This is a genomic window from Lysobacter changpingensis (assembly GCF_017308985.1).
Taxonomy (GTDB): domain Bacteria; phylum Pseudomonadota; class Gammaproteobacteria; order Xanthomonadales; family Xanthomonadaceae; genus Lysobacter_J; species Lysobacter_J changpingensis.
Map to the genome: position 1 here is coordinate 70,071 of NZ_JADWPE010000003.1, position 23,460 is coordinate 93,530.

Sequence of the window (23,460 nt, forward strand, 5' to 3'; positions counted from 1 at the left end):
CGCGCGCCATGCGGAACTCCAGCGCAGCTCCCCGCATCCTCGTCATCGACGACGAGCCGCAGATCCGCCGGTTCCTGGACATCAGCCTGCGCGCGCAGGGCTACGAGGTGATCGCCGCCGGCACCGGCCAGTCGGGGCTGGAAGCCCTGGCGACGCAGGGCGCGGATCTGGTGATCCTCGACCTCGGGCTGCCGGATCGCGATGGCCAGGACGTGCTGCGCGACCTCCGGGAATGGTCGTCCGTGCCGGTGATCCTGCTCACGGTGCGATCGGACGAGACCGCGAAAGTCGCCGGACTCGACGGGGGCGCCAACGATTACGTGACCAAGCCCTTCGGCGCGCAGGAACTGATGGCGCGCGTGCGCGCCCTGCTGCGCACGCACGCGGTGAACATGGAATCGCCCGCGCCGGTGTACGACGACGGGTTCCTGCATGTCGACCTGGTGCGGCGCGAAGTCCATGTCGAGGGGCGGGCGGTGGTGCTCACGAGGAAGGAATTCGCGCTGCTGTCGCTGCTGCTGCGCCATGCCGACCGCGTGGTGACGCAGCCCCACATCCTGCGCGAACTCTGGGGCCCGACCCACGAGGAGGACACGCATTACCTCCGCATCCTGGTCGGCAAGCTGCGCGGCAAGCTGCATGAGGATGCGGCGCACGTCAGGTACATCGCGACCGATCCCGGCGTGGGCTACAAGTTCATCGGGCAAGTCTCGGGCACCGCTCCGGGCGACGGCTGAGAAAGCCCGCCGTTCTCGCACTCGCAACAGCCGAGGTAGTCCAGCGCGATCGAAAGCGCCAGCACGAACCCCTGCGCGCCGTAGCCACCTTTCGCGCGTAACCGGCGCGTCACACACCCCGCGTACGCTCGGCGCCCTCCAGGGGGCGGGGCAGCACATTGGCCGAGCAGGGGAAACGAGGGTTGGCGCACATGTTCGCCGAACAGGCGCCGGTCCTGCGCGGCTTCTTCGTGCGCCGGGGCGCGAACGACGAAGCGGAGGACCTCGTGCAGGAAACGTATCTGCGCCTGCTGCGCGCGCACCAGGCACAGGGCGAGGCGATCGGCAATCCCGAGGCGTACCTGTTCACCGTCGCGCTCAACCTCGCGCGCGAACAGGCCGTGCGCCGGCAGCGGCCGGTGCATTCGCTGGAGGAGATGGACCACATGACGGCGCTGCTCGCCGCGGAGGACTGCGTCGAGGACGCCGCCGACCGCACGCAACGCCGCCACCGGTTGCAGGCACTGCTGGGCACGCTGCCCGAACGCACGCGCGCGGTGCTGGTCATGCAGTACCGCGACGGACTGAGCTACCGGCAGATCGCCGAACGGCTCGGCGTTTCGTCGCACATGGTGAAGAAGCACGTGGTTCGCGGGCTGTCGATCTGCCGCCAGGCGATGGCGGCCGAACGCGGGGAATGAGCATGGAACGCACCGACACGGACGCACGCATCGCGCAGGAAGCGCTGGAATGGCACGCATTGCAGCGCCAGGGCGGCCTGGACGCCGCCGGGCAGGCGCGCTTCATGGAATGGCTGGTGACCTCGCCCGGCCATCTGCGCGAATACCTCGCCGTCGGCCGCCTCGCCGCCGAACTGGCCGATGCCATGCGCGCATGGCCGCTCGACGACGAGACATCGCGCGAGCCGCCCGCCCCGGCGAAGCGGGGCAACGTCGTGACGCTTCCGCTTCCCGCATCGCGACAGGCGCGCACGCTTGCGCAGCCAGCACGCACACGGACGCCGCGCTTCGTGAGGGCGGCGGCGGTCGCGGTGATCGCCACCGTCGCGATCGGCGTCGGCCTGCGCATGGCATGGCCGCAGTCGGCCTACTACGCGAGCGCGCACGGCGAGCCGCGCCGCATCGCGCTTCCCGACGGCACCGTCGCGCACCTCAATGCCGAAAGCGCGCTGCGCGTGCGCTTCGGGCTGCTGCGTCGGCGGATCGAACTCGAACGCGGGCAGGCGAGCTTCGTGGTCGCGCAGGACCGTCGTCCGCTGTCGGTGCACGCCGCCGGTTTGCAGGTGCAGGACATCGGCACCACGTTCGACGTGGCGCTGCAACGCGAACAGGCACGCATCGGCGTGGTGGAAGGACGCGTGGTGGTCGTCGGCGACGATGGCAACGGCCGCGAACTGGCCGATCTGGGCGCGGGGCAGAGCGCGCGCGTGAGCTACCGCGACCAGACGGTGAGCGTGAGCCAGGAGGACGCCGACACGATGACCGCGTGGTGGACGCGCCGCATCGTGTTCCGGAACGAAGCGCTGCGCGATGTCGCCGACCAGTTCAATCGTCTCAACGGAACGCGCCTGGCCGTCGACGAGGACGCGGGCGCGCTGCGGCTCACCGGCAACCTGCGCGCGGACGACGTGGCGTCGATGCGCGCGTTCCTCGACCAGCAGCCCACGCTGGTGACGCACGTGTCGGCTAATGCGATCCGCGTCAGTTCGCGCGTCGCGTCGCAGGAAAACGCCGCGCGCCACTGATGCGCGACGCCATGCGCGGCGGGCGTCGCGCGATCGCACTTGGCGCAATCCCAACGTTGCAACAAAAAATTCATCGAATAAATGGTGCCCGAATCGCGCCCGGCGCCGTCGTAGTCCAGGCATGCGCATCCGGTCGCCTCCGATCGGAACGCGGATCGAATCCAACCCCACTGGACTTTTCAAGATGCGTCGAATCCTGTTCCTCTCGATCGCCCTGGCCCTGCAGACCGCGCCCGTCGTCGCGCAGGAAACCCGGGTCGCCGTCGAGGCCATCCCCGCACAACCGCTCGACCGCGCGCTCAACTCGCTGTCGCGCCAGACCGGCCTGCAGTTCATCTACCACGCGCAGACCGCCGGCGACCTGCGCACGCCGGCCATTCCCGCCGGCCTCGCACCGGAGCAGGCGCTGCGCCAGATGCTCGCGGGCACCGGCCTGCGCCATCGCTATCTCAACGATGCGACGGTGACGATCGAAGCCGACGCCGCATCCGGCGCTACGCCCGCCGCGGCACCGTCCGCGCCGTCGAACACGACCGCACCGGCGACGCCGGCGCCGCCGCAGGCAGAATCGCAGGTGATGGAACTGGAAGGCATCGAAGTCGTCGGCACCTACAGTCGCAGCCTGGAGGAGGCGGTGGACCTGAAGCGCTGGAACATCGGCTTCTCCGATTCCATCGTCGCCACCGACGTGGCCGACTTTCCCGAGCAGAACCTCGCCGAGGCGCTGCAGCGCATGCCCGGCGTGAGCATCGAACGCAACAAGGGCCTGGGCACCCGCGTCAGTGTGCGCGGCCTGCCGGCGGACTACACGCAGGTGTCGATCAACGACCTGGCGACGGCGTCGGGCAGCGGCGGGCGTGACGTCGAGTTCGACATCTTCGCGTCCGAGATCATCCAGCAGGTCACGGTGCAGAAGTCCCCGACCGCCGCCGACGAGGAGGGCGGCATCGCCGGCAACGTTGAGATCTCCACCGCGCGTCCGTTCGACTACAGCGACCGTCGCCTGGTGCTTTCGGCCGAGGGCGCGCACAACTCCATTTCCGAGGAAATCGACCCGAAGTTCGCCTTCCTCGCCAGCGACACGTGGGGCGACTGGGGCGCGCTGGTCTCCTTCGCGAAGGCCAAGCGCACCAACCGCACCGACGCGACCTCGGGCATCAACTTCCGTCCGATGTCGCGCTTTCTCGGCGCATCCGGCACCCGCGGCGAGCAGGCGGAGGAAGTGATCGAGCGCGATACCGGCCGCATCATCGGCGATCGCGCTGACACCGACGAATCGAACCTGATCGTGTTCCAGGACAAGGTCGGCGATCGCGTCTACGTGAACGAGCAGGACAAGTGGGGCGCGACGGCTTCGCTGCAGTATCGCCCGAGCAACCGCTTCAGCCTGACGTTCGATGCGATGCTCGGCGGCTACGACACCACCGAGGACGAGTACGACGCCGCCGCGTATTCGGCGTCCAGCCGCAGCACGCTGGACACCATCCACGAGTACGACGCCGACACGCTTTCGCGCTACGGCATGCTGGTGCTGCGCGACGTGTCGTACACGGCGACGCAGCACGAGTTCCTGAGCAAGGAACGCATCAACGAAACCGACTACCAGCAGTACAGCGTCGACCTGGACTGGTCCGGCGACACCTGGCGCCTGGACGCGATGGCCGGCTACTCCGGCGCGGAGAAGACGCTCGACTACGCCAACCTCAAGCACGTCGCCTACGCGCCTTCGCGCACGCGCTGGACCGGCCGCAGCGGCGAGACCATTCCGAGCGCGGCATCCGGCAGCTTCGACATGTACGACTCGCCGGAAAGCTACCTGTTCGAGGCGTACGAGACCACGCTGGAGAAGATCACCGACGACAAGTACGCCGCGCAGGTCGACTACAACAAGACGCTCGATCTCGCCTTCGCCCCGGCGCTGCGCAGCGTGCAGTTCGGCGCGCGTTACACCGACAAATCGAAGGAACGCAGCTACGGCGAGCTGAAGATCACCGGCCCGGAAGCCGGCAGCACCGAGTGGGTGAACACGCGCACGCTCGCCGACAGCCCGCTGCAGTGGATCGGCGACATCGTGCCGGGCGGCGGCTACAGCGTGAAGGACCTGGCGTGGCAGCAGGTCTCCAACGAGTACGCACGCGACACGTTCCGCTACGCCGGCTTCAGCACGCCGTTCGACGACGGTCAGTATTACCGCGTGGACGAGGAAGTCACCGCGCTCTACGCGATGGCCGACTTCGCGTTCGACATCGGCCACGTGCCGGTGAACATCAACGCCGGCGCGCGCTACGTCGACACCTCGGTGCTGTCCTTCGGCTACCACCCGGTGCAGAACGCCGACGGCAGCACCGGCTACACCGACACGCCGGTCTCGCAGAAGGGCAGCTACGACGACGTGCTGCCGAGCTTCAACCTGACCGCCGAACTGACGCAGGACCTGCTGCTGCGCGCCGCCGCGTCGGAAACGATGATGCGTCCGGCGCTCACCGACGTGGCGTACAAGCGCACCGCGAGCTGGAGCTCGTTCCGCTTCACCGACGGCAATCCGAACCTGCAGCCGACCTACGCGAAGCAGTGGGAAATCGGCCTGGAGAAGTACTTCGACAACGGCGGCCTGCTGGCCGGTTCGTACTTCCGCAAGAAGATCGACGGCGTGGTGATCAACGCCTTCACCGGCATCGTGCCGGACGTCGCGGTGTACAACGCCAACGGCACGCTCAACGGCATCTACGATTTCGACGTGTACCAGCCGGTCAACGCCGATGGTTCGTACGAGGTGGACGGCGTGGAGCTGAACGCGCAGGTGCCGTTCAGCGCGGTCCATCCGTCGCTCGAAGGCTTCGGCGTGGCGGCGAACTACACCTGGCTGGACAGCTCGCTGGCGGGCGAATCGAGCCTTGGCATCCTCACCCCGATGCCCGGCCTGGCGGAGAAGACGTACAACGTGACCTTCTACTACGACAACGACCGCTTCGACGCGCGCGTGTCGTACAACCACAAGGGCGAGTACGTCGAGTCGATCGGCTACGACATGTACCCGATCTGGCGCGATGCCTACGGCCAGGTGGATTTCTCCATCGGCTACCGCATCAACGACCACCTGAAGATCAGCCTCAAGGGCATCAACATGACCAACGAGGCGACAACGGGTTACACGATGGATCCGTCGTTCCCGACGATGTACGAGATGTCCGGCCGCCGCATCAGCCTGGGCCTTCGCGCGGACTTCTGACCGGCGCCGCATGCGGGCGGCGTGCGGCGCCGCCCGCGATTCAGGCGCGCCGGTGGCGTAATGTCACCGGCGACGCCGTCCTTCCCACGATCCGCTCCGGCGGATCCACCGACACCGGACCTGCCATGCGTCTTTCCTGCCTGCTGCCCGTCGCGGCGCTGCTGTGCGTTTCATCTGTTGCCCACGCGGACGACGACGGACGCATGTGGCTTGCCGGCGATCACCACGTCCACAGCGAATGGAGCGTGGACTGGGACCGTTCGACCACGCCGCCGACGCCGATCCGCGGCGGCGATTCGAAGTACACGCGCACGCGCAACGCGCAGGTCGCGTACGCGAACGGCCTGCGCTGGATGGTGCATACCGATCACGGCGGGCCGGGGCATTCGCGCGTGACGCGCGACCTCGCATGGCCCGCGCTGGAAGAGGCCCGGCGCGACGTGCCGGGATTGATCCAGTTCCACGGCATGGAGTTCGACGTGCCCGGAGGCGAGCATGCGTCGTTGATCGTCGCGCCCGGCGCGGGCGAGCGCGAGCAGCAGTTCGGGATCGAGCGCGACTACAGCCGCAACGAACCGCTGGAAGACGGTACGCGCGACAGCGGCGCGGTGATGCTCGACGCGCTCGCGCACATGCGCGCGATGTCGCCGCTGCCGCTCATGTTCATCAACCATCCCTCGCGTACGGCGAAGGGCGTGGGTCGATGGGGCAAGGTCGAACCGGCCGAACTGCGCGCGTGGCACGACGCCGCGCCGCGCGTTCTGGTCGGCATGGAAGGCGCGCCCGGACACCAGGCCACGCCGGTGAATCGCGGCCTGTACCGCAATGCCGGCGCGCCGACGTTCGGCGGCTTCGACCAGATGACCGCGCAGGTCGGCGGCGTGTGGGATTCGCTGCTGGCGAGCGGGCGCCGGTTCTGGATCACCGCCACCTCCGACTCGCACGTGAACCTGCGCGACGGTGGCCGCGATTTCGATCCAGGCGAGTACAGCAGGACCTATGTCCGGGCGCGGCCGGAATCCGCCGACATCCTCGACGGGCTGCGCGAAGGCCGCGTGTTCGCGGTGACGGGCGACCTGATCGACGCGCTCGAGTTCGGCGTGAGTGCGGTGGACGATCCGGAAAACATGTCAACGATGGGCGGCACGCTGAAGACCAGGCCCGGCGCGCCGTTGCGCGTGGAAGTGCGCGTACGCCAGCCGGAGCACGCCAGTGCGAAGCGTCAGCCGCCGCCGCTGCACCACGTCGACGTCATCGTCGGCGAAGCCGCTGGCGACGGCGCACCGCGCATGACCGTGCGGCGTTTCGAATCCGGCGAATGGAAGCTCGACGGTCGCTGGATGACGATGCGATGGGAGTTTCCCGCGCCGGCGAACGGCGGCTTCGTGCGCGTGCGCGGCAGCAACACCGCCGAAGCCACGCCGTCCGCCGACGTCGATGGCGAGGACCCGTGGCGGGACCTGTGGTTCTACGGCAATCCGGTGTTCCTCGCGCGGTAACGCTTCGTTCCCCGGCGCTCACGGGCGCGGCGGAATCACCGGCGGCTTCTCCGGTGGTCGCTGCGGATGCACCGACGTGCCGAACGTGTTGCCCATGCGTTGGCGCGTCGCTTCCTGGTTGAACAGGAACAGCTGGTTCGATGGCCGGCGCGCGATGTCTTCGGAAGGCATCGTCGTCGCAGGCGGGCGAGCGTCCGGTTTTGCCGGCGTCATCAGGCGGGACAGGCAGTCGTAGTCGCGAACGCGTTCGCCATTGACCTCGACGTCGATGCACGGCGATGGCGCGTCGGCCGTTGCGTCTGTCTGCGCGAACGCCGGCAGCGTGGCGATGAAGAGGAGCGATGGAAGCAGGGCGGTGCGCATGCGGCGATCCTCCGTGCGTGCGAGTTTCGCACGAAGCGCGTGACGGTCAGCGAACGTCCGGATGCACGCGCACGTTGCGGTGTTCGCCCGCGGCATGCGTCTGTCCAGCGAGGTCCGATCAGCAACCTCCGCACGCGGCACACGGCTGACATGGTCCTGCGGCATTCTGGCCGGCCACGCCATTCCACTCATCCACGATCACACGGACCCACCCGCAATGACTTCCCAAACCACCGACCCCGCACGCGACGCTTCCGGCCTGGACAGCGGGCGCTCGTGGCCGCTGTTCTATCGCGACCCGAAGGTGCTTTCCTCGGTCGAACACGCCGCCTGGCGCGTGCGTCCTTCCGGCGTGGCGTTCGCCCGGACGAGCAACTCGGTGCCGGTGATGGTGGGTGAGTTCGCGTCCGCCGCGCGCTCGTATCCGCTGGTGTTCGCCGGTGCGGACCACACGCCGCTCGCGGTGCTGGGCCTGGAACAGGGCCGCAACCGCTTCATCGACGGCGACGCCTGGCGCGAGGACGCCTACGTGCCGGCCTACGTGCGCCGCTATCCGTTCGTGTTCGTGCAGACGACGAATCCGGACGGCTACGTGCTCGCGATCGACGCCGGTGCCGACATGGTGGTCGAGTTGGGCGAGGAGGGCGCGCCGCTGTTCGAGGACGGCAAGCCGAGCGCGTTGACCCGACAGGCGCTGCAGTTCTGCGATGCCTTCACCCGTGAGGATCGCGCCACGCGGCAGTTCGGCGCCGCGCTCGCCGAGCACGAGCTGCTGGTCGAGCGCACCGCCAGCATCGCCTTTCCGGACGGGCGCAAGGCCAACATCGAGGGCTTCCGGATCGTGGACGCGGAGAAGTTCGCCGCACTTCCCGAAGCCGTCGTCGTCGAATGGCATCGCAAGGGCTGGCTCGCGCTGGTGCATTTCCACATGGCGTCGATGGGGCGCTTCACCGACCTGCTGGCGCCCTGACGCACGCGGTCGGAACGAGCGCGCGGCCCGGCGCGACGCGGGCCGCGCCAGCGGCCTGCGGCGGCCTTCCAGTGCGGGCGCCGGCTGTAATCGCCCGATCACGCATGGTCCGGGCGGCATTGGTGTCACCTGATTGACACACGCCCTCCACAAGATCTGGGAGGCAGGGCACGCGCCCGGCGGACCGGTGTCTCCACGAAGGCAGGCTGCAATGAGCGCATCAGGACGCGCCCGCTCGTGGCTGTGCTGGGCGGTCGCCGCTCTTGCGGTGGCGAAGGGGGCGCCGGCGATCGCCGCGTCGCCGGCATCTCATCCGACATCGGACGCAGCCATGGCCACAGGGATCGGACAATCGCGGGTTGCGCAGTCTCCGGCGATCGCGCGCACCGGGCCGGAGACGGTCGCGTTCGACATTCCCGCGCAGCCGCTCGACGCCGCGCTGGATGCGTACGCGAGTTCGACCGGGCAGTCCGTCCTCTATGACAGCCACCTCACCGAAGGCCGCACGTCGAAGCCGCTGCACGGCGCGTACACGCCGCTGGCCGCGCTGGCCGCGATGCTCGAAGGCTCCGGCCTGAAGGTGCGTTACACCTCGGCGCGCGCACTGGTGCTGGTGCGCGACGCCGCGCCGTCCCCGGCGCCGGTCGATGCGGCTTCGTTGCAGCGGTATCGCGGGCTGCTGCAGTCGCGCGTGGGCGATGCGTTCTGCGCCGATCCGCTGCTCGCCGCCGGCGATCGCCGCATCGCGCTGCGCGTGTGGATCGCCCCGCGCGGTGCGATCGAACGCGCCGACCTGCTCGACACCACCGGCGACGACGACGTGGATGCGGCGGTGATCGCCGCGCTCGAAGGCCTGTCGCTGGGCGAAGCGCTTCCGGCCGGCGCGGCGCAGCCGTTCACCCTGTTGATCATGCCGCGCTCCTCCGGCCAGTCCTGGCGTTGCCCGGAGCCGGTCGCGCACCGCACGCAAGGAAGGAACCCGACATGAGCACGAGCGCGACGCTGGGCCTGCTGGAACTGTTGACGCTGCGCTACGACGATCTGCGGCGGCGCCTGACGCGACGCCTCGGAAACGCCGAGCTCGCCAGCGACGCGTTGCAGGACACCTGGCTGCGCCTGCAGGGCAAGCAGATCGAGGGCGCGGAAAGTCCGGGGGCCTACCTGTTCCGCATGGCGTTCAACGTGGCCATCGACCGGCAGCGCTCGGAAAGCCGCTACCTCACCGGGGCCGAAGTCGAGGACCTGCTCGGCATGGCCGACCCCGCGCCGGGCCCGGCCGATACGGCGCAGAGCCGCTCCGAACTGGAGTTGCTGATCGAGGCGATGGAGGAACTGCCCGAGCGCCGCCGCGCGATCCTGCTGGCCGTCCGCGTCGAAGGCCTGACCCAGCCGGAAACCGCGCGTCGCTTCGGCGTGTCGCTGCGTCTGGTGGAACTGGAACTCCAGCGCGCCCAGGAATTCTGCGCCGCCCGACTCGGACGCTGATCACCGCGCGCGCTTTGCGCGAGTGTTTGCGGGATTGCCCCGCCGGCTCCGTCCAAGCCATGGAGGGCCGCATAATCGGCGGCCTTCGCCCGCGTTCATTCGAGCCTGCCCGCCATGGCGCCATCCCAGCACGACACGCCACCCGACGAGGTCGCGCGCCAGGCCCACGCCTGGGTGCGCCGGCTCGCCTCGGGCCAGGCGACCGTCGCCGATGCGCAGGCGCTGCGCCGCTGGTGCGAGGCCGATCCGGCGCATGCCGCCGCGTTCGCGCGTGCGCGCAAGCTGTGGCGCGACTTCGATCCGGCCGGACGCGAAGTGCTGCAACGCGGACGCGTGCCGACGATGGCGCGGCGTCGCATCAACCGTCGCGCGTTCCTCGGCGGCGCGCTCACCGCGACCGCGGCGGTCGCGGCCGTCGCCGCGCTGCATCCGCCGCTGGGCCTGTGGGCGCCGGCTTCGCAATGGGGCGCCGATTTCCGCACCGCGACCGGCGAACAGAAGCGCGTGCGCGTGTCCGACGATGTGTGGCTCGCACTGAACACGCAGACCCGCGTCGCGCTGCAATCCGGCACGCAACCGGGCATCCGCCTGCTGGCCGGCGAAGCGGAAGTCGAACGGCGCGCCGTCGCGGGCCTGCCGCTGAGCGTGATCGCCGGCGACGGCCGCACGCTCGCGCGCGGACAGGCGCGTTTCGACGTGCGCAACGACGACGGCGAAGTCTGCGTGACGTGCCTGGCCGGCGAAGTCGAAGTGGAGCAGGGCGCGCGACGGCAGGTGCTGCATCGCAACGAGCGCGTGATCTACGACGCGAACGGGCTGCGTGCGCCGCTCGCGGTCGACCCGTCGACGGTGTCGGCCTGGCGCGAGGGCGCGGTGGTGTTCCGGCGCACGCCGCTGTCGGACGCGGTGGCCGAGATCAACCGGTACCGGCCCGGCCGCGTGGTGCTGCTGGATCGCGAACTCGGCCGCAACGTCGTCAGCGGGCGTTTCCGCATCGGCGACATGGACCAGGTCATCGCGCAGATCCGCGCGGCGTTCGGCGTGCGCGTGCGGCATCTGCCGGGGAACGTGGTGCTGCTGGGCTGACCGGCGCGGCAGGCGCGCCTCGCGCGTGCGATTGCGGGGTCCTCCGGGCCACGACGTCTAAGGGGTAACGGGCGCCGAACGGCGCCATCGCAACCCTTTGCCGCGTCCAAGAGAACCGTCATGCCGAGCCGCACGACCGCGCACGTCCCCACGCCCGACACACGCGACCTGCGCGCGAGAACCGGCATCGCGCGCCATCCGCTGGCGCATGCGGTGGCGATGCTGCTGCTGGCGACCAACGCGCAGGCGCAGCAGGCCTTCAGTCCGGCGTGGTTCGCCAACAAGGGCGCGGTGCAGAACGCGGCGGCGGCGACCGGCCAGCTGCCGAACGGCGTGCCGGCGGCATCGCTGACAGGGCCGAGGCAGCAATCGCAGGCGGCGCGCGAACGGCTGAAGCAGTCGATCGACAACCTCGCCACGTCCGCGCAGGCCATCGCCGCGCAGCAGGCGCTGCAACGCAATGCGCGCGCGGCGGCGGCCGGAAGCGGCGTGCCGGACGGCCTGGGCGAAGGCGGCCTGGAGGTTGACGACAACGCGCTCACGCGCGGCTGGCTCAATGCGCGCGCGCCGACGCAGGGCATCGCCAACGGCACGACCACCGTCACCATCGAGCAGACCGGCGCGAAGGCCGTCCTCAACTGGGAAACCTTCAACGTCGGGCGCAACACCCTCGTCGATTTCAACCAGCAGGCCGACTGGGCGGCGCTCAACCGCGTCAACGATCCGCTCGCCCGGCCGTCGCAGATCCACGGCCGGATCAGCGCTGAAGGCACGGTGCTGATCGTCAACCGCAACGGCGTGATGTTCGGCGGCACCAGCCAGGTCAACACGCGCAACCTCGTCGCCGCGGCGGCGGAATTCAGTGACGAACAGTTCCTCCAGCGCGGCCTGTATTCGGCACCGCAGAACACCGCGCCGGCCGCGAGCTTCACCGACGCCGCGGGCAAGGTGATCGTCGAAGCCGGTGCGCGCATCGAAACCGCCGCATCGAACGACGTGCGCCAGGGCGGCGGCTACGTGCTGCTGCTTGGGTCGGAAGTGCACAACGCGGGCAACATCACGACCTCGCGCGGGCAGACGCTGCTCGCCGCCGGCGACGACTTCGTCATCCGCAAGGGCGTGGGCACCGAGGCGAACACGTTCTCGACCACGCGCGGCAACGAAGTGCTCGCGCGCCGCGACGAGGACAGCGCCGCCGGCGAGGTGCGCAACACCGGCCTGATCACCGCGCGCGAAGGCGACATCACGCTCACCGGCCATCGCGTGCGGCAGGACGGCGTCGCCGTGTCCACGACCACGGTGAACCAGCGCGGCACGATCCACCTATCGACCCCTGCGAGCGATGCGGAAGGCGAAGTCGTCCTCGGCGCGGATGCGGTGACCGCCGTGCTGATCGAGGACGACGGAAGGACCACCGCGCTCGACAGCCAGCGCGACGCGCTGATCGCCGAGTCGCAGAAGCAGGATGCATTGCGCTTCGTCGCCGGCCAGGCGGGCATGGGCGGGTTCGACAACCTGTCCTCGCTGTCCGACCGGCGCGACCAGTCGCGTGTCGAGATCGTCAGCGGCGGAGACGTGCGTTTCGAGGCGGATTCGCTGACGGTGGCCACCGGAGGGCAGATCGCCGTCAGCGCCAAGGACCGCGTCTTCGCCGCCGACAAGGCCACGCTGGACGTCGCCGGAGCGGTCGGCGTGCAGGTCGCGATGGAATCCAACAACGTGCAGGTGAACGTGCAGGGCAACGAGCTGCGCGATTCGCCGGTCAATCGCGACAGCGGCGACCTGTTCAACCAGAACGTGTGGATCGACCGGCGCGACCTGGTCCACGTTCCCGCCGGCACCGGCGGTTACGACGGCGACCGCTGGTACGCGGCCGGCGGCCTGCTCGAAGTGGGCGGCTGGCTCAGCAACCAGGGCCACGGCATCGGCGAATGGGCGGCGCAGGGCGGGAGCATCGTGCTGGGCGGCAACGAAGTCGTCACCCAGCGTGGTTCGTCGATCAACCTGTCCGGCGGCGCGCTCGACGTGCAGACCGGCCACGCGTACCAGACCTGGCTGCGCGGCGCGGACGGCCGCCTGTACAGCCTCGACGACGCCTCGGCCAACATGCGCTTCGCCGGCGTCTACAACGGCTTCGAGGACACGCACGAGCGCTGGGGCGAAAACCTCACCGGCTATTACTACAACCCGCTGATCGCACCGCAGCGCCGGCTCGAGAACGGCTACACCGTGGGGCGCGACGCGGGCCGGCTGACGGTCTCCGCGCCGACCGCTGTACTGGAAGGCGGGATCGTCGCGACGGTCTTCGACGGCGAGCAGCAGGGCCGCGTGCGCGACGACATCGCCGACGGCTACCGCCAGGCGCAGACCGCCGTGGCGAAGGCGGGCACGCTCGTCTACGGGCGCGCGAACGCGGTGGGCACCGGCGCGTTCGACACGCACGTGTCCATCGGCGAGGTCGCCAACATCGCCGACGCATGGACGGGCGCGGAAGACCTCATTCCCGAAGAACGCATCGGCACGCTGCACCTCGACGCCGCGCGCCTGGGCGGGGCCGAACTCGGCGGACTGGACATCACCACCTCGGCCAACATCGTCATCGACGGCGCGCTGCGCCTGGCCGACGGCGGCGAACTCCGCCTGAACGCCGCGGACACACGCATCGACGCCGACGTGACCGCGCGCGGCGGCGCGATCAGGATCGGAAACACCGCGCCGGTGCGCACCGTGACCGGCGGCGCGCTCGAAGACCACATCCTGCTGGATGGCGACGGCACCGCGTCGTTCGCGCTGGGCGAAGGCGCGACGCTCGATCTGCGCGGCATCTGGACCAACGACGTGCCCGACGCCAATCCGTGGGCGTCCACGGCGCACGTCGATGGCGGCGACCTGACCGTGCGGATGTTCCAGGGCTCGATCGCGCTCGCATCGGGCAGCGTGGTCGATGTGTCGTCGGGTGCGACGCTCGCGGCGAGCGGCGATCTCCTCGGCGGACGCGGCGGCGACGTGCGCCTGCTGGCCGGCATGGAACGCTCGACGCTGCTGCGCAATCCCGACGGCGTGCGCCTGCAACTCGACGGCGAACTGCGCGCGCAGGGCGTGCTCGGCGGCGGAACGCTGGAACTGCAGTCGCCGCAGGACATCGCGTTCGGCCACGCGACGCCGGACGACGACAGCACGGCGATGCAACTCGACGCGGCACTGCTGCGCAGCGGCTTCTCGGCGTATTCGATCACCAGCCTCGGCAAGGTGAGCGTCGCCGGCACGGAGCTGCGCGCGGACATGCCGGTGCTGCACCTGCCCGCCAACGCGACGCCGCCGGAGACCGGCGCCGATCCGCGCGTCGCGCTGGAAAGCTGGACGCCGCCGCTGTACCAGGAGGATCCGGTAAACGCCCGCATGTCGCAGCGCGAAGGCGCGAGCGTGACGCTGCGCGGTGCGGCGATCGAGGTGGATGCCGACAGCCGCATCGAAGTCGATCCCGGCCAGCGCGTACGCCTGGCCGCGTCGGGCCAGATCACGGTCGATGGCGACATCGCCGCGCCCGGCGGCGACATCGCCATCCTCAGCGAGCCGGTGGGTTTCGACGTGCCCGAGATGACCGGCACGTCGTTGTGGATCGGCGCCGACGCCGTGCTCGATGCGGCGGGCCGCGCGCAGGTCGCGCTCGACCAGAACGGCCGCCGCTACGGCGTCGTGCAGGACGGCGGCTCGATCCGCATCGGCCTGGAAGGCTACGACCGTCGCACCAACGACAGGCTCGACGCGACCAACGCGTTCGTGGTGATCCGCGAAGGCGCGAAGCTCGATGCGTCGGGTGCGGCGGCGGATCTCGACGTGTACGCGGGGCAGGGACCGTTCCATGCGTCGCGCGTGGTGAACGTTGCGGGAGACGGCGGCCTGATCCGGCTGGGCTCCACGCGCGGCATCCTCAACGACGGCGACCTGCGCGCCGCCGCCGGTGGCGCCGGTGCATCGGGCGGCGAGCTCGGCGTCGTGCTGGAGAACGCGCCGGGCCTGGACGGGCCCATGAACACGTTGACCGTCACCCAGCAGCGCGTGGCCAGCGGCCTGGCGGCCGGGCTCGAAGCGGGCGTAAGCGATCCGACGCTGGCGGACAGCCAGGCGCGCATCAGCGCCGGTGAAATCGCCGCCGGCGGCTTCGACACGCTCGACCTGTGGAGCCGCGACGTCATCGCGTTCGACGGCGACGTGAACCTGCAACTCGGCCGGGCGCTGCACCTGCGGCGCGCCGCGATCGGCGTGGCCGACGGCGATCCGGACGCGCGGGTCCGCCTGTCCGCGCCGTACGTGCTGCTCGAAGGCAAGAGCAACGTGCCGCTCACGTCCTCCGGCCTCTTCACGCCGTCCGGCATGCTGGTGCCGAGCAACGGCAATGCGTTCGAGATGCTCGCCACGGCCAGCCGCAACACCGGTTCGCTGGACATCGACGCCGACCTGATCGACGTGCGCGACTTCGTCAGCTTCGGCGCCAGCGGCACGGTCTACGAAACGCAGGCCACCTCGTCCGCGCGGCCGGTCGAACTGATCGGCTTCGACAGCATCGACCTCACCAGCCGTGGCGACATGCGCTTCCTCGGCGCCCGCGTCGCCGGCAGCAACCGCGACCTCGGCAGCCGCCTCAACACCGGCGGCGACATGACGATCACCGCCGCGCAGCTGTATCCGGGCACGCATGCGTCCGGCACGGTCCAGGTCGGACGCAAGCCCGACGGCACCTACGACATGGAGCGCACGCTCACCATCCGCGGCTACGGAAGCACGCCCGCGATGCCGCAGTCGGTGTTCGGCGCGCTCACGCTGGCGGCGCCGAACATCGACCAGGGCGGCGTCGTGCGCGCGCCGCTGGGCCGCATCACCTTCAACCAGCAGCCCTTCATCGACGGCTTCCGCCAGGAAGAGGTGTACGACGTCACGCTGCGCGCGGGCAGCATCACCTCGACCAGCGCCGCCGGCCTGACCATGCCCTACGGCGGCACCGTCGATGGCTTGCGTTACCTGTACGACGGCCAGGAAGTGACGTTCCGCGAACAGGCCGACATCGCCGGCGGCGACCTGCAGGACGGCATCGTCTTCGGCCATGCGCGGCTGACGGCCGAATCGGGTGCGCTGATCGACGTTTCCGGCGGCGGCGAACTGCTCGGCGCGGGGTTCGTCAGCGGTCGCGGCGGTTCGGTCGACGTGTTGCGCACGCCGCTCGCCAACGCCAATCCGGCGAACGCGTTCAGTTCCGCCGACGCGCAGGTGTACGCGATCGTGCCCGGCATGCACAACGCACCGGCGCCGGTGTCGCCCGACGCGGGCGCGGGCCAGCCGGGCATCGGCCGGCAGATCACGCTGACCGAAGCGGTGGGCGATCTCGCGCCCGGCACCTACACGCTGATGCCATCGAACTACGCGCTGTTGCCCGGCGCGTACCGGGTCGAACTGGGTTCGACGATGTCCGGCCTCGTGCCGCCGGCCGTCGGCCTGCCGGCGGGTTCGATCAGCGCCAGCGGTTATCTGGGCGTCGCGAACACCGATATCCGCGACGCGCTGCCGACGTCGATCACGCTGACCAGCGGCGAGGCCGTCCGCAGCCATTCGCAGTACAACGAAACCCGCTACGCGAAGTTCGCCATCGACGACGCCAAGCGCTTCGGCGCGCTGCGCCCGCGCCTGGAACGCGACGCGCAGTCGGTGCAGATCGACTTCGGCAAGGCGACCGGCGACGTGCTCGACTTCGAGGGCCTCGCGAACCTGCAGGGCGCCGAAGGCGGGTTGTCGGGCAACCTGTTCGTGACGGGCGGGCAGGACATCGAGATCAAGGCGCGCGGCGCGCAGGCCACCGACGGCATGGCCTCGTTCGATGCGGAGGATCTGTCCGCGTTCGGCGCCGGCGCGATGGTGGTCGGCGGCCTCTTCGGCCTCGTGCAGGGCCAGGACCCGGACGACGGCAACGCGCCGAACGGACCGCGCATCCTGTTCCGCGCCGATCCCAACGACATCGTGGTGCGCGACGGCGCCACGCTGAAGGCGGGCCAGCTGTTCCTGACCGGCAAGGACGTCGTCGTGCAGTCCGGCGCCGTGCTCGACACGACCGCGCACGCTGCCGACAGCGTCATCGATTCCTCGCTCGGCCTGCTGTTCCATGCCACCCGCGACGATCGGACGTCGAGGACCGGCGCGATCCTCGCCGTGTCCGACGGCTTCCTCGATTTCGCCGCGCCGCTGCGCGATGCCGCGCGTCCGAACTCGATCACCGTCGAGGACGGCGCCACGCTGCGCACCGACGGCACGATCGCCTTCGCGTCCGGCGGCGAGGTGACGGTCGGCGAAGCGGACCTGGTCGCGCGCGACCTGCAGCTGGCCGCGCCGCGGGTGAACATCGGCACCACGGAATCCTTCGCGGCGGCCGATGCGGCGAGCGCGATAGGCGCGGGCGTGCGCCTGAGCCAGTCGACGCTGGAGCGCCTGCTCGGCGCCAGCGAACCGGGCTCGATCGCGATCGAACGCCTGCGCCTGACGGTCGGCGAATCGCTGAACTTCTTCGGCAACGTCGATTTCAACCTGCGCGAGGCCGGCGGCGATGCCGGCGCGCAGCTGGTGCTCAACAGCCCGGCGATCTACGGCTGGGGCGGCGCCGACGACGTCGCGCGCATCACCGCCGACACGCTGGTGTGGAGCGGCCTGGGGCGCGGGCGCGGTACCGCCGGATCGCCGTACGAGAACACGCCGCCCGGCGCGGTGATGCCCGGTGGCGCCGGCACCGGTGCGGGCAGGCTGGAAGTGGACGCGCGCGAGATCGTGTTCGGCTACGACGAACTCGCGCGCCCGCAGGACCAGGTCGAACTCGACCGCCTCGCGCTCGGCTTCGCCAGCGTCGATCTCAACGCCAGCGAGCGCATCGCCGCCAACCAGCGCGGCAGCCTGTCGGTCTATCGCAGCGGCACCGACGAAGCCTCGTACACGGGCGGCGCGCTGAACCTGTCCACGCCGTTGCTCACCGGCGACGCGGGCTCGTCCATGCGCTACGCGACCGGCGGCGCACTCACGGTATCGTCGCCGACCAGCGCCGCCATCGACACGCGCGCCACCGACGCGCTCGGCGCGGAAGTCCGCCTCGACGGCGCGACCGTCTCGGTGGACACGGCCGTCGTATTGCCCAGCGGTCGCCTCGTCGTCGACGCCGACGACGGCATCGTGCTCGGCGACCGCGCGAACCTCGACCTGTCCGGCCGCACGCTGCGCTTCTTCGACGTCACGCGCACCAGCTGGGGCGGCGACGTGGTGATGGAAACGGCGAACGGCGCGATCGTGCAGGACGCCGGCTCGCGCATCGACGTGTCGGCGACCGGCAACGACGCCGGTTCGATCCAGGCCACCGCGACCGGCGCCGGCGGCGACGTCGCGTTCGGCGGCACACTGCTGGGCCGCGCGGACGCGGGCTTCGACAGCGGCGCGTTCGACGTCCGCGCGACGCGACTGGACGACTTCGCCGGCCTCAACGCGAAGCTCGATGCCGGCGGTTTCTTCCACGCGCGCGGCTTCGTCATCAAGACCGGCGACCTGGTCGTACGCGACGACGTCCGCGCGAACGAGGTGAGCATCTCGATCGACGGCGGCTCGCTCACGGTCGACGGCACCATCGACGCGAGCGGCGCGGAGGTTGGTCGCATCCGGCTGGCCGCGCGCGACACGCTCGCGCTCACCGGCAACGCGGTGCTCGACGTGCACGGCACGCAGCTTGTCACCGACGCGTACGGCCAGGCGATCGATGCGTCGAACCGCGGCGCGATCGAACTGACCTCGCGCGACGGCAACGTCTCGCTCGCATCAAGCGCGCGGCTGGACCTGCGTTCGGCCGACGGCGTGGCGCGCGGGCACGTGGACATCAACGCGCCGCGCATCGGCGGCAACGACGTCGCGGTGGACGCCGCGAACGGCATCGCGATCGACGGCGCGGCGAGCATCGCGGTGAACGCGTTCGCGCGCTACACGCCGGCCGACGGCATCGTGAGCCAGACCTGGCTCGACGCGATCCACCTCGACAGCGTCGCGTTCATCGACGCCGCCGGTGCGAACGCGGCGGTCGATGCGCGCCTGTCCGGGCTCAAGAGCTACGGCGCCGCGTTCCACCTGCGGCCGGGCGTGGAGATCGTCAGCGATGGGGACCTCACCGTGCGCGCCGACCTCGATCTGTCCGGCTACCGCTACGGACCGGACGCCGACGGTGCCGTGCCCGGTTCCGGCGAACCGGGTGTGCTGACGATCCGCGCCGGTGGCGATCTCGACATCAACGGCAGCATCAGCGACGGCTTCGCGCCGCCGCCGGCGACGCCCGACGACAACGCCTGGCAGGTCCGTACCGAGCTGCTCAACGGCCAGGCCGCGCCCGCCGGGATGGTCTTCGACATTCCGTTCAATCCGGAGTGGGGCGACCAGTTCTACGCGTTCCCGAACCTCGCCGAAGTGCAGGTGGTGTCGGGTTCGGTCACCGACTGGTTCGGCAGCTATTTCCCCGGCGACATCATCCCGGGCCTGCTGTACGGGCAGGTGATCATCGAGGCCGGCACGGTGCTGACCTCGGCCAATCCGTCCGACGCGGACATCGTGATCTCCACGCCGCGTCCGGAACCGGGACGCTTGTGGGCGGCGGCGCCGATGCTCGATCCGGGCATGCAGTCGTGGTCGATGCGACTGGTCGGCGGTGCCGACACGCAGTCCGCCGACAGTCGCTCGCTCGCGGCGGCGTCGCGATTGAACGGTTCCGGCAACGTCGTGCTGAAGGACGAACACAAGATGGGACCGGACGCGGATCGCGTCGGCCTGTCGGTGGTGCGCACCGGCACCGGCAGCCTCGAGGTGCTGGCCGGCGGCGACTATCGCCAGGAAACGCTTTACGGCGTCTACACCGCCGGCACGCAGGTGGCCGACGGCGCCAAGTGGAACGCGCCGCGCGCCACGCGCGCCGACGGCACGGTGCTCGGCGCGGAGAACGCCGGGTACGAAGCCTCGCTCGGCGCGCAGCGCATGTTCTTCGCCGACGGCGGCGGCGATCTCCTGCTGGCCGCGCAGGGCGACGTGCGCGGCCTCAACGAGTCGTTCGGCGGCAACGCCGCGACCGACGACATCGGCCGCTGGCTGTGGCGCCAGGGCGGCGACGAACTCGACCAGCGCACCGCGTGGGGCATCAATTTCGGCCAGTACCGCTGGTGGGAGGAACGCGGCACCGTCGAACTCGTCGGCTTCAGCGGCATCGGCACGCTCGGCGGCGGCAACGTGACGGTGCGCGCGGGCGGCGATGCCGGTGCGTCGGTGCGGACCGACATCTCCACGCTCACCAACCAGTACACCGTCGACACGCTCAATCTCGTGGTCGCCGGCAGCGGCCGGGTCGATGCCGACGGACGCCTCGTGCAGACCGGCGGCGGCTCGCTCGACGTCGACGTCGGCGGTCGCATGAACACGCGACTGAACGACACCGACACCGGCAACGACCGGCCGAACGGCGGCCTCGTGCTCAACCTGCGCGGCGACATCGACGTGCGCGCCGGCAGCATCGGCCGGACGATGGAGAGCGGCTATGGTCTGATCGCGGCGGATGACCCGCGCGCGAGCGACCTGCGCGAGCCGCTCAACCGCATCGCGTACTCGCCGCTGGACGTGGTGGTCGGCGATGGCGTCGCGTCGCTGCGCAGTCGCGGCGACCTGAACATCGGCAGCGGCACCGACGCGGGCCGTGTCACGGTGAACGGCGGCGCGACGCAGGCCGAGGCCGGCGGTCTTTCGGGCAGCGCGATCGCCTCGTTCTCGCTGTGGACCGACCGCAGCGCGATCGACCTGTTCGCCACCGGTGGCGACGTCCACCAGACGCCGAAGCCCGGCAGCGGCCTGTTCGCGGTGTACGACCCGGCGCGCTTCACCGCCGTGGCGGCCAACGGTTCGATCGTGCTCGACGGCCTCACGCTGGCGCCGTCGGCGAGCGGCGACCTGCAGCTGTTCGCGCGCGACCACGTGCTCGGCAGCGCGTCGATGTCGGGCGCCACGCCGACGTCCACCAACGCGCCGCTGCGCGTGTTCTGGGGCCTGGCCGAAACGCCGGAAAGCGAGACGTTCCTCGCCAGCAACGCGATCCTGGTGGGCGACACGTACTTCCGCAGCGAAGGCGCGGGACTGTTCACGTTCGGGCTCGACACCGCGTCGAACCTGCACGCCGGCGCGGGTCAGCCGGCGCGCATCTACGCGCTGGAAGGCGACGTGCGCGCCCGCACCGGCGGCGTGGGCACCGCCACGGTCAATGGCGACGAAACGCGCCCGGTGTACCTGGGCGCGACCTCGATGGCGATCCGCGCCGGACGCGACGTCCTCGCCAGCGGCCTGATCGTCAACAACGATGCCGACGACGTCTCCGTCGTGCAGGCCGGCCGCGACATCCTCAACACCTCGATCGACGTCGCCGGCCCGGGCCTGCTGGAAGTCACCGCCGGCCGCAACGTCTACCAGGCGCTCGACGGCACCACCGACGGCACCGACAGCGCGATCAACAGCCTCGGCGCGATCGTGGCCGGCGACACGCGCCCCGGCGCGGGCATCGTGCTCAGCGCGGGCATGGGGCAGGGCGGTCCGGACTACGCGGCGTTCGCGGCGCTGTACCTGGATCCGGCCAACCTAGCCGATCCGGAACAGCGCCTCGCCGACCAGCCGGGCAAGGTCGCGAAGACCTACGAGAAGGAACTGGCCGACTGGCTCGCCGAACGTTTCGCTTACGCCGGCGACCACGCGCTCGCGTACTTCGACACGCTGCCGACGACGCAGCAGGGCGTGTTCCTGCGCGAGGTCTACTTCGCCGAACTGCGCCTGAGCGGACGCGAGTTCAACGATCCCGACAGCCGCCGCTTCGAAAGCTACCTGCGCGGGCGCAACGCGATCGCCGCGCTGTTCCCGGAGAAGGACGCGAACGGCAACGTCATCGCGCGCGAAGGGTCGATCTCGTTCCAGGGCGCGGCCGGGGTGCACACGCGCTTCGGCGGCGACCTGCAGGTGCTGGCGCCGGGCGGCGCGCTCACGCTGGGCGTGGACGGCGTCGCGCCGCCGCCGGGCACCGGCCTGGTCACGCTGGGCGAAGGCGACATCGACATCTTCACCGGGGACGACGTGCTGCTCGGCCTGTCGCGCATCATGACCACGCTGGGCGGCGGCATCACCGCGTGGTCGGTGGAAGGCGACATCAACGCCGGTCGCGGTTCCAAGACCGCGCTGGTCTACACCCCGCCGCGCATGGTGTACGACGATGTCGGCAACCTGTCGCTGTCGCCGAACGTGCCGTCCACCGGCGCGGGCATCGCGACGCTCGATCCGATTCCAGGCACGGAGCCGGGCGACGTCGATCTGATCGCGCCGCTGGGCACGATCGACGTGGGCGAGGCGGGCATCCGCGTGTCGGGCAACGTCAACTTCGCCGCGCTGCAGGTGGTCAACGCCGCCAACGTGCAGGTGAAGGGCGAGGCGACCGGCCTGCCGCCGACGACCGTGGTGAACACCGCCGCGCTCACCTCGGCCAGCGCCGCCGCCAACAGCGCCACGCAGGCCGTGCAGGACATGACGCGCCAGCAGCAGGACGCCGCGCGCCGCGCGCAGCCGTCGATCATCAGCGTGCAGGTGCTGGGCTTCGGTCCGGAAAGCAGCCGCGTCGATGCGCCGCAATCGGGCACCCTCCGGGCCGCGCGACCGGCCGGCTACGACGCGTCCAGCGCGTTCCAGGTGCTCGGCAACGGCGAGCTCACCGCCGAGCAGCAGTCGCGCCTGACCACCGCCGAACGCCGCCGCCTGCAGGAGCCGGAATGAGCCCGCGTTCGCGATGGTTCGGCGCCGCCCTCGCATTGCTGGGCGCGGGCCAGGCGATGGCCGCGCCGCCCGTGCCGCAGCACTGGCTCGATTACGCCGGTGCCGCCGGTGCGCAGTTCCAGGCGCGTTTGCGCGACGGCGCGAACGAACGCGCACAACGCCTGCACGCATGGCTGGAGCAACGCGAAACGAACGACCGGCTGATGGGCGTGTCGGCGCTGGTGGTCGTGCAGGTGTGGATCGCACCCGATGGCGCCGTGCGGCGGCTTGAATTCGCCTCGCTCGGGCAACCCCAGGCCGACGAGGACCTGCGCGCGGTGCTGTCCGCGCGCCTGCCCGCGCCGCCGACGGACATGCGCCAGCCTCTGGTGCTGGGCGTGTCGCTGGATCCGGTGCGCCCGGATGCGACCGGCGACACCTTGTGACCGCGCGGTAACGAATTCTTCTTGCGGGATCGAACACCGGCAAGCGTCACAAGGAAAGGGACGGCAAGACGCACG

General features: G+C 70.5%; 12 protein-coding genes. 11 read left to right on the forward strand and 1 reads right to left on the reverse strand.

Annotated features, from left to right (window positions below; all coding sequences use genetic code 11):
- Nucleotides 1-8: 8 nt before the first annotated feature.
- From I4U41_RS07280 to I4U41_RS07300, 5 genes are all read left to right on the forward strand, one after another.
- Complete coding sequence (locus tag I4U41_RS07280) at nucleotides 9-737, forward strand: response regulator (protein ID WP_206860491.1); 729 nt, start codon at nucleotides 9-11, stop codon at nucleotides 735-737.
- Nucleotides 738-895: 158 nt separating this feature from the next.
- Nucleotides 896-1,417, forward strand: coding sequence for an RNA polymerase sigma factor (locus I4U41_RS07285; RefSeq protein WP_425492512.1), 522 nt, complete (start codon nucleotides 896-898; stop codon nucleotides 1,415-1,417).
- Between the two features lie 2 nt (nucleotides 1,418-1,419).
- Complete coding sequence (locus tag I4U41_RS07290) at nucleotides 1,420-2,481, forward strand: FecR family protein (protein ID WP_206861578.1); 1,062 nt, start codon at nucleotides 1,420-1,422, stop codon at nucleotides 2,479-2,481.
- A gap of 184 nt (nucleotides 2,482-2,665) precedes the next feature.
- Entirely contained in the window at nucleotides 2,666-5,710 is a 3,045-nt protein-coding gene (locus tag I4U41_RS07295; RefSeq protein ID WP_206860493.1) for a TonB-dependent receptor, read from the forward strand.
- Nucleotides 5,711-5,835: 125 nt separating this feature from the next.
- Complete coding sequence (locus I4U41_RS07300) at nucleotides 5,836-7,209, forward strand: CehA/McbA family metallohydrolase domain-containing protein (protein ID WP_206860494.1); 1,374 nt, start codon at nucleotides 5,836-5,838, stop codon at nucleotides 7,207-7,209.
- A gap of 18 nt (nucleotides 7,210-7,227) precedes the next feature.
- Here I4U41_RS07300 and I4U41_RS07305 read toward each other — a convergent pair whose 3' ends face one another.
- Nucleotides 7,228-7,572: a hypothetical protein gene (locus I4U41_RS07305; RefSeq protein WP_206860495.1), complete on the reverse strand. Its 345-nt coding sequence runs from the start codon at nucleotides 7,570-7,572 to the stop codon at nucleotides 7,228-7,230.
- A 217-nt stretch (nucleotides 7,573-7,789) separates the two neighbouring features.
- Between I4U41_RS07305 and I4U41_RS07310 the strand changes: the two genes are divergently transcribed.
- The 6 genes from I4U41_RS07310 to I4U41_RS07335 all read left to right on the forward strand — a co-directional run bounded on the left by I4U41_RS07310 (nucleotide 7,790) and on the right by I4U41_RS07335 (nucleotide 23,385).
- The gene (locus I4U41_RS07310; RefSeq protein WP_206860496.1) at nucleotides 7,790-8,542 is read left to right on the forward strand and encodes a SapC family protein; all 753 of its coding nucleotides are present in this window, start codon (nucleotides 7,790-7,792) and stop codon (nucleotides 8,540-8,542) included.
- Nucleotides 8,543-8,873: 331 nt separating this feature from the next.
- Nucleotides 8,874-9,530 carry an STN domain-containing protein gene (locus tag I4U41_RS07315; RefSeq protein WP_206860497.1) on the forward strand — a complete coding sequence of 219 codons (657 nt, stop codon included), beginning with the start codon at nucleotides 8,874-8,876 and terminating at the stop codon, nucleotides 9,528-9,530.
- On the forward strand, nucleotides 9,527-10,027 hold the full coding sequence (locus I4U41_RS07320; RefSeq protein ID WP_206860498.1) for an RNA polymerase sigma factor: 501 nt from the start codon (nucleotides 9,527-9,529) through the stop codon (nucleotides 10,025-10,027). The genes I4U41_RS07315 and I4U41_RS07320 overlap by 4 nt, the downstream gene beginning before the upstream one ends.
- A 114-nt stretch (nucleotides 10,028-10,141) precedes the next feature.
- Nucleotides 10,142-11,113, forward strand: a complete 972-nt coding sequence (locus tag I4U41_RS07325) for a FecR family protein (RefSeq protein ID WP_206860499.1) — start codon at nucleotides 10,142-10,144, stop codon at nucleotides 11,111-11,113.
- A gap of 120 nt (nucleotides 11,114-11,233) precedes the next feature.
- Entirely contained in the window at nucleotides 11,234-22,960 is an 11,727-nt protein-coding gene (locus I4U41_RS07330; RefSeq protein ID WP_206860500.1) for a filamentous haemagglutinin family protein, read from the forward strand.
- Nucleotides 22,957-23,385, forward strand: coding sequence for an energy transducer TonB (locus I4U41_RS07335; protein ID WP_206860501.1), 429 nt, complete (start codon nucleotides 22,957-22,959; stop codon nucleotides 23,383-23,385). Before I4U41_RS07330 ends, I4U41_RS07335 begins: the two co-directional genes overlap by 4 nt.
- Nucleotides 23,386-23,460 lie beyond the last annotated feature (75 nt).